Source organism: Pantoea agglomerans (genome assembly GCF_021397715.1).
Classification (GTDB): Bacteria; Pseudomonadota; Gammaproteobacteria; order Enterobacterales; family Enterobacteriaceae; genus Pantoea; species Pantoea astica.
Genome location: NZ_CP090207.1, coordinates 2,368,989 through 2,378,251, shown reverse-complemented (window position 1 = coordinate 2,378,251; position 9,263 = coordinate 2,368,989). Strand labels below are relative to the sequence as shown.

9 protein-coding genes are annotated in these 9,263 nt (G+C 54.2%); 4 read left to right on the top strand and 5 right to left on the bottom strand.

The features are described 5' to 3' along the window. Positions 1 to 46 precede the first annotated feature (46 nt). Positions 47 to 1,327, bottom strand: a complete 1,281-nt coding sequence (locus tag LZU96_RS11305; RefSeq protein WP_233984439.1) for a mechanosensitive ion channel family protein — start codon at positions 1,325 to 1,327, stop codon at positions 47 to 49. A 252-nt stretch (positions 1,328 to 1,579) separates the two neighbouring features. Between LZU96_RS11305 and LZU96_RS11300 the strand changes: the two genes are divergently transcribed. Next, complete coding sequence (locus tag LZU96_RS11300) at positions 1,580 to 3,241, top strand: methyl-accepting chemotaxis protein (RefSeq protein WP_233984438.1); 1,662 nt, start codon at positions 1,580 to 1,582, stop codon at positions 3,239 to 3,241. Between the two features lie 237 nt (positions 3,242 to 3,478). Here the strand turns inward: LZU96_RS11300 and LZU96_RS11295 are convergent, their stop codons facing one another. After that, positions 3,479 to 4,051: a hypothetical protein gene (locus LZU96_RS11295; protein ID WP_233984437.1), complete on the bottom strand. Its 573-nt coding sequence runs from the start codon at positions 4,049 to 4,051 to the stop codon at positions 3,479 to 3,481. Between the two features lie 144 nt (positions 4,052 to 4,195). Beyond that, the gene (locus LZU96_RS11290) at positions 4,196 to 4,657 is read right to left on the bottom strand and encodes a hypothetical protein (RefSeq protein WP_233984436.1); all 462 of its coding nucleotides are present in this window, start codon (positions 4,655 to 4,657) and stop codon (positions 4,196 to 4,198) included. A gap of 289 nt (positions 4,658 to 4,946) precedes the next feature. On the opposite strand from LZU96_RS11290, the gene LZU96_RS11285 reads away from it, so the two are divergent. Then, a complete protein-coding gene (locus LZU96_RS11285) occupies positions 4,947 to 5,249 on the top strand; it encodes a hypothetical protein (RefSeq protein ID WP_233984435.1) in 303 nt (100 codons plus the stop codon). A 116-nt stretch (positions 5,250 to 5,365) separates the two neighbouring features. Here LZU96_RS11285 and katE read toward each other — a convergent pair whose 3' ends face one another. After that, entirely contained in the window at positions 5,366 to 7,630 is a 2,265-nt protein-coding gene (gene katE / locus LZU96_RS11280; protein ID WP_233984434.1) for a catalase HPII, read from the bottom strand. Between the two features lie 194 nt (positions 7,631 to 7,824). On the opposite strand from katE, the gene LZU96_RS11275 reads away from it, so the two are divergent. Next, positions 7,825 to 8,238, top strand: coding sequence for a VOC family protein (locus LZU96_RS11275; protein ID WP_233984433.1), 414 nt, complete (start codon positions 7,825 to 7,827; stop codon positions 8,236 to 8,238). 112 nt (positions 8,239 to 8,350) lie between these two features. Next, entirely contained in the window at positions 8,351 to 8,974 is a 624-nt protein-coding gene (gene zinT, locus LZU96_RS11270; RefSeq protein WP_233988184.1) for a metal-binding protein ZinT, read from the top strand. Positions 8,975 to 9,079: 105 nt separating this feature from the next. Here zinT and LZU96_RS11265 read toward each other — a convergent pair whose 3' ends face one another. After that, positions 9,080 to 9,256 (bottom strand): general stress protein, encoded by a 177-nt coding sequence (locus tag LZU96_RS11265; RefSeq protein ID WP_031377378.1) that lies wholly within the window; start codon positions 9,254 to 9,256, stop codon positions 9,080 to 9,082. Positions 9,257 to 9,263: the final 7 nt, after the last annotated feature.

The following is a 9,263-nucleotide window of genomic DNA, read 5'->3' as shown; positions in this document are numbered from 1 at the left end:
GCCGGAGCGGGGGAAGGCGGCGCACGGGACGCCGCCGTGGATCAGGTTACTGCGGGCCGCCAGGCCGGATATCGGCACTTCCGGCAGTACTTCCGGCGGCACTCTCTGCACGCGGCTGGGCCAGCCGGGCGAAATCCGAACCCGCCGGATGCTGATAAATCTGCAGATCAAAATAGCGGGCCATCGCGTAAATATATTCAAAAATCGCCGCCTGGGTATTCTCATAATCAGCCCAGAAAATAGATGAGGTGAAGCAGTAGATCTCCACCGGCAACCCATCCGGCGACGGCTTCAGCGGACGCACCACGATATACATCTCTTTTTTAATATCATCGCGCTGGGCCAGCCAGGCGGTCAGGAATTTACGGAACACCATCAGGTTAGTAATGCCGTTCTCCATAAACCAGCGGTCGCCGACCGCGTTGATATCACGTCCATCCAGCAGCTCAGTGATCGATTCGCTGGCGATGCGGATCTGGCTCATCGCCTGCAGCTTCTCCTGATTTACAAAGGTGATCGACTTCTGATCCAGATAAAAGCTGCGCATGATACGGCGCGCGCCTGAAGAGAACATCGCCTGCCAGTTGGTGTAGGTCTCGGTGAGGAAATTCTTGGTCGGGATGCGCGAGATGGTGTTATCCCAGTTGCGGATGGTGATGGTATGCAGCGCAATATCGATCACCTCGCCACTGATATTTCTGTCCGGCATCTCAATCCAGTCGCCCAGTTGCAGCACATCGTTGGAAGAGAGCTGAATATTCGCCACCAGCGACAGCAGCGTATGCTGGAAGATCAGCATCAGCACCGCGGCGACCGCACCCAGCGAGGAGATAATAATCGCCGGTGACTTGTTGGACATAATCGCCAGAATCATAATCGCGGCGATAATATGCACCAGGATTTTGCCAATCTGGATATAGCCCTTGATCGAGTGGTTCTTACGCTTCGATTTGCGCGAGTAGGAGTTGTTAACAATCTCCAGCACTTCATTGAAGAAGATCGACAGATAGACAAAAAACAGGATGCCGCAGATGGTCTGAATCGCCACTTTCAGATTCTCAGGCAGGCCTGGCATAAATTGCAGGAAATTGTAGACCACAATCACCGGCACAAAATTCGACAGCTTCTGAGAGAGCCGGACATCTTTATCCAGCGGAACGCCCTGTTTATGGCTGCTGAAAAAGACCTTTCTGATCACTTTGACGATGAAAAATTTGCAGATCAGGTGAGTGACCATCCCGGCCATTATCAACAGCAGCAGGCTGAAGCTGACCGACAGCACCCTGTTTCCCTCTATAAAACTCATCAGACTCTGAATGTAATGCATGATAACCACGTGCGAAAAATGTAAGGGGCGAATTCAACCACAGTGCGGCGCGGGTTGTTGAGCGCCGAATGCGTTTAGCGCGGGCGGCGGCCAGTTTTACCGATCCTGACGCTGAACAGCGGCAGATGCCGCGAAAAGTGTGCGCTTCCGCCCGATTATCCCGCTTAGCTACGCCTCGTTGCATCGCGGCACTCAGATAAAGCGCTTGCTAGCCGATAACTGCTTTATCTCCTCTGACATGAGCCTGCTGAAATGCTTAAAAATCTCAAAATAACCCACAGTATTCTCGCGGTACTTTTAATCTTTACCGCATTGCTGAGCCTGACCGGCTTTCTGCTGTATAACGCCGTCTCAAAAGCCGACCAGAACTTCGTGGCGGCAGAACAGCTGACGCTGCAACAGCAACACCTGAGCGATGCGGTAAAAACCCTGATTAAAACCCGCGTAACCATTAACCGGGTGGCGATTCGTTTTCTCAAAAACCAGCAGGACCCGGCGTCACTGGCCGCGATGGCGTCACTGCTGGATAAAGCAGGGCAGTCCGCCGCCGCCGCCGATGTTGAGTATCGTGCGTGGCAGGCGTTGCCACGCAAAGCGGGACAGGATGAGGCTCAGGCCGCTGAGGTGCAGGCCGCCTATCAGCAAATGCACGACACCATGCTGGCGTCGGTCAACTTCCTGAAGCAGGGCAACTATCAGGCTTACGGCAATCTGGAAGCGCAGGCCGCGCAGGATCGGCTCGACAGTGCCTATGAAGCCTGGCGTGCGGTCAACATTCAGCTGATGAAAAATACCTCTGAACAGAACCAGCGCAGCCTGACCGACGCGCTCTGGACCCTGCTGATCCTGGGTCTGGTGACCGGAGTGATCATTTTCGCCGTCTGGGTTGGATTACAAAAACGGCTTATCGGCCCGCTTAGCCGACTGACCGGCTATATCCGCGCGATATCGGCTGGCGATCTGACCTCAGATATTCAGCAGGAAGGCCGCAATGAGATGGGGCTGTTAATTACTGAACTGCAGCAGATGCGCGATGCGCTGGTGGTCACCATCACCTCGGTTGATGACGCCACGCGCTCTATCTTTACCGGCGCGGCGGAAATTTCAGCCGGCAGCACCGATCTCTCGTCCCGAACTGAACAGCAGGCGGCGGCGCTGGAGCAAACGGCAGCCAGCATGGAGCAGCTGACCTCGACGGTGAAGCTCAACGCTGACAATGCACAGCAGGCCACGGCGGTATCGAAACAGGCCTCGACCACTGCTACCCAGGGCGGCGAGACGGTGGCTCGGGTCATCGCTAATATGGAGCAGATCAGTGAAAGCTCCGGGCAGATCGCTGGCATCATTGCGATTATCGACAGCATCGCCTTCCAGACCAATATTCTGGCGCTCAACGCCGCAGTTGAAGCGGCGCGTGCCGGTGAGCAGGGCCGCGGATTTGCGGTGGTGGCGGGCGAGGTGCGTTCACTGGCAGGCCGCAGCGCCAGTGCCGCTCAGGAAATCCGTGGCCTGATCGATCGCTCAGCTGAGCGGATCAGAGCCGGGGCTGGCCATGCCTCTGAAGCCGGTAAGGCGATGGAAAGTATCGTGACCTCGGTCAGCCGGGTCACCCAGCTGATCGAAGAGATTGCATCCTCGTCGGTCGAGCAGACGCGTGGCATTGAGCAGGTCTGCATCGCGGTGTCAGAGATGGATGGCGTGACGCAGCAGAACGCCGCGCTGGTGGAAGAGTCGGCCAGCGCCGCCGCCTCGCTGGAAGAGCAGGCCAGCTATCTGCGTAAAACCGTGTCGGTGTTCAAAACCGGCAGCCTGCAGACGGCGTTTGCCGCCGAGCCGGTCCGGCCGGTGCTGAGTCCACTGCGTCCTGCTGCGGTCAGCCCGCAGGCGGATAACCAGAACTGGCAAGCCTTCTGAGTGGATGGCCGTCAGCCAGATGCTGACGGCCAGTGCCTGATAGCCAGGTTGAGCTCGTTGTGTTTGAGCTCAATCGGGAAGGGACTGGATTGCTGCGCAGCGATTGTAAAGGGTGAATGTTTTAAGAGTGAAGGGCGGACCTTAACGACTATTACTCATTTTTACTGACGCAGAATAAGAAGATAGCGATTGAGGCCCTGGCGAATAACTTCAGCGAATCACTATAGCCAGCTCAATCTACCGGTAGATAAATTCATATTTCACGATGTAAGTGCCAATATTATTTACACGAGCGGTTACCCATACTCCTGTCATTCCTTGCTTACGGTGATTGTGCAGATACTCTTTATTGATACAAAGCTGCTTCCATCTGCGGGTGTTCTGATCCTTTAGCCAGAGACCTGCTTCACAATGCCCGTACTTGCCTCTTGACGGGCCTGGGAAGACAACTTCATATTCCGATTCATAGCCTATAACATTGTCCGGGAAGAGATAAACATAGACATCATAACAATTTAATGACAACACAAAACCCAGAATAAAACCGCCACTGAATGCATTAAACAGAGATTTTAACTTTTTATTAAAAGTGTCCCTGCAGCAAGCCAGTGCCAGAATAATGATGCCCATAAACAGGCCGGATAAAATATAGGTTTTCCATTCAGGGACCGATTTTTTTAAAACTGTATCGTGGGAAATGCTTGTTGCCCACAATGTATACCAGCACCAGCCACCTAACAGAATGTATACCACTGCAGCAGTAAACCATTTCCTGAAATTATCTTTGAAATAAGTAATACTTTTCACCATTATATTCCCTTATTTATCAGTGAGTAATATTTCCACTTTTACGACATGTTCTCTTAACTTTAGCGTCTGGCGCAGCTTCCTGTTTCGGCTGGATTTCCACTTTGAGGGCCAGCTCAGGTTGTTGTTTAAGCTTTTAAGAAATTATCAGCAGAGATAACGGTTTGATCGTAATTCTCGCGCCGGAGAGTGAGGGAGACACCGGCCATAAATGATGGAAGAATAATCAGAACCCCTGTCATCAGTTATCTGACAAAGGCACTTAAAAGGATCACCTGATGTATGATATTCAGCTGACTGAGCGGCGTTATCATTTGGATAAAAATCGATGACAATACCTGCTTTTTTAACCCATGAGTTAGGTAGTTGCTGTTTCAGCATAAGATCTGCCAGCATGACCGTATAACGGTGCCCTGTATCATTTATCAGATCAGAATTTGCACGGCTTATATACATGGGAAATGTAAACTTCACTGATTTAAGTCCCTGGCCAATTGAAAATTGTTTCAACAGGCCTATAGTCCAGAAACCCTTGTAATCGTTGTTTCGACTGACAAAACTGCCATTCAGAGAATGGCTAATTCCTTTGAGCTCTCTTCTTCGTGCCATCGACCATTCCTGGCTGTTTTTACGCGTTCTAATCAGTTATTGAAACAGTATCGGTACGGTTGGTCCATCCTTTAACGTTTGTCATCCTGCCTCATCTGCCGTTTCTGACGAATGACACGAAAGATGTAAAGAGCCACGCCACAAACCCGACCCGCATTCGACCCGTCTCCACCGATAATACAATACACGCAGGCTACGGTCAGCGCGGATAAGCCGGCGTCTGATCAATATCGCTTTGCCTGGCTGCCCAGGCCTGAGTTTCCGCTGGGCGCAGCGTCCGATTGCGGTTATGTTGAAGCTTCAAATCGTGACTGCAAAGGAACTCAGCATGCCCGAATTTTTCTTTTTCAGGAAAGGCCGTCAGCTGGTGGCTGCCGACCGGAAGGACACCGCGGCAGCCGAACGGCTTAAAGCTGACGGCTACCAGAAACAGTTTGAGGAAATTATCGCGCCAGATGCGGAAAGGGCGCTGATCAGACTGCGGGATATCCGTAAGGATGCCGCCGATCTTGAATACGGTTTTCTGACCGGCGGGATATTCGGTGTCGTCACCTTGCTGTTCCGTGAAAACCGGGTCAAAAAGATGAAATGATCGGCGCATCTCTGGCTGCGGCAGCGTCGCTTGACGACCAGATTGTGAGCAAAAAAAAACCGCCCCGAAGGGCAGTTTTTACTGAGGAGCTGACACGCATTAGCGCGTCGTGATCGTCAGGCCGGAACCGACAGCGCTTTCTGGCTGCGTGACCAGACGCGGTGTGCCTTCATCGCCTGGATAAAGTCCGTCATCAGGGCACCTTCTGCTTTATCAGCCTGAACAATGCCTTCTTCTTGCTCCGCTTCCTCCAGACCGAACTGCGCCTTGAAGCGACGGGCGTCGCCTGACAGACCAATAACTTTCAGATGCTTGTAGGCTTCCAGCAGGAAGTAACGCGCATCACCGCTTAACAGCAGGGCGTCGATGTTGCCATCCGGCACGATCACCGCGTCGAAAGTCAGTGACGGCAGACCGGCGAAGGTGGCATCAATCGGCAGCACCGACCCATCATCGGCGCGTACCTGACCCATGTGCGAGGCCAGCAGTTTGGTATGCACGCCCACCGCTTTCAGTTCCTGCATAATCGACAGCACATCTGCCGCCTTCACGCCATCGCTGATCAGTAACGCAACCTGACGGCCCTTGATCTCACCATCCGGCGTGGCGTAGAGGCTCAGGCTGTCATCTTTGGTCAGGCCGTTAACCGCTTTTGGTGGCTGGATATTCAGCTGATCGGCGGTCAGGGCGAGTCCGAGATTATCCGCCACGCCTTTTGCCAGGCCGAGATCGATGCGTGCCAGATGATCAACCACCCGCTCACGGATATAGGCCCGCGCCACTTTGCTCAGCTCGAACGAGTAAGCGCCGATAATATGCTGCTGCTCGAACGGGGTCTGACTCAGCCAGAACAGGCGCGGCTGCGCATAGTACTCACCGAATGACGGGCTGCGCTCGCGCACTTTGTGGCCCTCGATGCGCTCCTGATAGCTTTCAAAACCGCCACCTTCAGCGGCTGGCGGGGTTTCACGCGGCCAGTTATCGTTAATGGAGTTCGGCTCGTAGTTGGCCGGGTTGGTGTCGATATCCTGACGGTGCATCCCCTGACGCTGGAAGTTATGGTACGGACAGGTTGGACGGTTGATCGGGATCTCGTGGAAGTTCGGTCCACCCAGACGGCTGATCTGGGTATCGGTATAGGAGAACAGGCGGCCCTGCAGCAGCGGATCGTTGGAGAAATCGAGGCCCGGCACGATATGGCCTGGATGGAACGCCACCTGTTCGGTCTCGGCGAAGAAGTTATCCGGGTTACGGTTAAGCACCATCTTACCGACGATCTCTACCGGCACCAGCTCTTCCGGGATCAGTTTGGTGGCGTCCAGAATATCGAAATCGAATTTAAACTCATCCTCTTCGGGGATCAGCTGCAGGCCCAGCTCATATTCCGGGAAATCGCCCGCTTCAATCGCTTCCCACAGATCGCGACGATGGAAATCGGGATCGCGACCGGTCAGTTTCTGCGACTCATCCCACAGCAGCGAGGCTTTGCCCGCCACCGGCTTCCAGTGGAAGCGGACAAAGGTCGCTTTGCCTGCGGCATTAATCAGGCGGAAGGTGTGAATACCAAAGCCTTCCATGGTGCGATAGCTGCGCGGAATGCCGCGGTCAGACATCGCCCAGATGACGTTGTGCATGGTTTCCGGCTGCAGCGAGACGTAATCCCAGAAGGTGTCATGGGCGCTCTGGCCCTGTGGGATTTCGTTGTGCGGCTCGGGTTTGACCGCATGCACGAAGTCAGGGAATTTATGCGCATCCTGAATAAAGAACACCGGGGTGTTGTTGCCGACCAGGTCAAAGACGCCTTCTTCGGTATAAAACTTGGTGGCGAAGCCGCGAATATCACGCACCGTATCGGCGGAACCGGCACCGCCCTGTACCGTGGAGAAACGCACAAAAACCGGCGTCACCTGATTCGGATCGCTGAGGAACTGCGCCTTAGTCAGATCTTTTAACGAGCGGTAAGGCTGGAAATAGCCGTGCGCCGCTGAGCCGCGCGCATGCACGATGCGCTCCGGAATACGTTCATGGTCAAAGTGCGTGATCTTCTCACGCATAATAAAGTCTTCCAGCAGCGTCGGCCCACGCGAACCGGCCCGCAGCGAATTCTGGTCGTTGGCGATGCGGGTGCCCTGGTTGGTGGTCAGCGGGCTGTTGGTGCCGTTTTTACGGCTGGCGTTGAGCTGGTCGAGTTTGGCATTGTGAGTCTGAGGGGCTTTCAGGCTGCCTGGCGCGGTGGGTTGTTTGCCTGGCGGGGTGGGTTCGGCGGGTGGCTGATGCGAACCATCCTGAGGTGCCAGCGAACCCAGACCCGGTTCTGATGATTCCGGACCGGTGGTGGGGGCGCGGTGGCTCAGTTCTTTCTTCTCTGTTTCTTTCGACATTAATCCATGCTCCAGCGGTTATTTTACTTTCGACGACACTAAATATAGAACAACCTGACCCATGCTGGGGTTAAGACGACACTTTAACTGCAATCGACGTGCTGATTTTTGACCGACTAAAATAGAACATTCATCTGTAAAGCACGCTGGCGTTTCGCTTATTACTGACCAACATTCACTATCTGGAGGCGGTTATGCTGAGTTATCTGTTCATTGGTGCGAATGACGTGGCGCTCTCTGGTCACTTTTATCGGGCAGTATTGCTGCCGCTGGGTTATCTCGCTGAGCCTGATGGCGAACAGCTGATCTTTTCGCTGCCGGAGGTGCCCGATCGGCAAAACGGGCCGGGTGCCGTCTATATTGCAAAGCCGTGGAATGGCGAAGCCGCACAGCCGGGTAATGGCCATATGGCGGGCTTTCGGGCGCCGACACGACAAATGATTGACGAGCTTTATGCGGCGGGCCTGCGGGCAGGCGGCACTGATGAAGGCGCGCCGGGCATTCGCGAGCGCTATAACCCGAATTTTTACGTGGCTTATCTGCGCGATCCGGCAGGCAACAAGCTGGCGCTGTTCTGTAACGATGATCCAGCCTACGCGTCGGTTTAATTGCCGTCGGGACGCATTCGCGATTGAAGTTGGTAATGTTATATCATAACATTGCAATTTGTTACTTCTATCGAGGATCGCGACGTTGGTAAATCATACAGTTAAGTGGGCGATGGCGCTGGGCGCGCTGTTCATCAGTCATCAGGTGGTGGCGCACGGCGGGCATTCGCACGGCAAACCGTTATCCGCCCTGGAGCAGAAAGCGGCGGAAGGGGTGTTCGCGGATGCGGATGTCAAAGATCGGCCGTTGTCTGACTGGGATGGCCTGTGGCAGTCGGTCTATCCGTTGCTGGAGAGCGGCGAACTGGACCCGGTATGGCAGAAGAAGGCGCAGCAGGATAGCAGCAAAACCGCCTCGCAGGTCAAAGCCTATTATCGCAAAGGCTACGCCACGCAGGTTGACACGATCGGCATTGAAAATGGCGTGATGGAATTTCACATCGGTGAGCAGGTCAGTGCCTGCCACTACCGTTATGCCGGCCATCAGATCCTGACCTATGCGTCCGGAAAGAAAGGGGTGCGTTACCTGTTTGAATGCCCGGAGGCTGACAGCAAAGCGCCGAAATATGTGCAGTTCAGCGACCATACAATTGCACCGCGCAAGTCAGCGCATTTCCACATCTTTATGGGTAACCGTTCGCAGCAGGCGTTACTGGAGGAGATGGATAACTGGCCGACCTACTATCCGTATCAGATGACCAACGCGCAGGTTGTGGATGAGATGCTGCATCACTGATAGCTCGCTTCAGTCTCTGACAGACCCGCCCGTAACGGCGGGTTTTTTATGCGGGACAGGTCGCCACTCCCTGGCGTACAAAATCCTAAAGCGCTTCACTCAGATCTACTTCGAGGTGCGCCGACTGACTTTACCGCCTTTCCGGCCAGCTTCCCTGGCTCTTTCAGGATCGTTCTTGAAATTGCCTCCGCTGGCTTTGCCACCGGCACTTCCAGCTTCACTGGCACGGTCCGGGTCATTGGCAAAGTTGCCTGCACCACCCCGGTATTTCTGTTGTGTCATAGATAGG

Bases quoted from the DNA above. Each gene is read 5' to 3' on its own strand.
- zinT (WP_233988184.1), top strand. From the start codon at position 8,351: ATGGCGCTGGGCGCGCTGTTCATCAGTCATCAGGTGGTGGCGCACGGC.
- LZU96_RS11285 (WP_233984435.1), top strand. From the start codon at position 4,947: ATGTTGAAGCTTCAAATCGTGACTGCAAAGGAACTCAGCATGCCCGAA.
- LZU96_RS11305 (WP_233984439.1), bottom strand. From the start codon at position 1,327: ATGCATTACATTCAGAGTCTGATGAGTTTTATAGAGGGAAACAGGGTG.
- LZU96_RS11290 (WP_233984436.1), bottom strand. From the start codon at position 4,657: ATGGCACGAAGAAGAGAGCTCAAAGGAATTAGCCATTCTCTGAATGGC.
- LZU96_RS11295 (WP_233984437.1), bottom strand. From the start codon at position 4,051: ATGGTGAAAAGTATTACTTATTTCAAAGATAATTTCAGGAAATGGTTT.
- LZU96_RS11300 (WP_233984438.1), top strand. From the start codon at position 1,580: ATGCTTAAAAATCTCAAAATAACCCACAGTATTCTCGCGGTACTTTTA.
- LZU96_RS11275 (WP_233984433.1), top strand. From the start codon at position 7,825: ATGCTGAGTTATCTGTTCATTGGTGCGAATGACGTGGCGCTCTCTGGT.
- LZU96_RS11265 (WP_031377378.1), bottom strand. From the start codon at position 9,256: ATGACACAACAGAAATACCGGGGTGGTGCAGGCAACTTTGCCAATGAC.
- katE (WP_233984434.1), bottom strand. From the start codon at position 7,630: ATGTCGAAAGAAACAGAGAAGAAAGAACTGAGCCACCGCGCCCCCACC.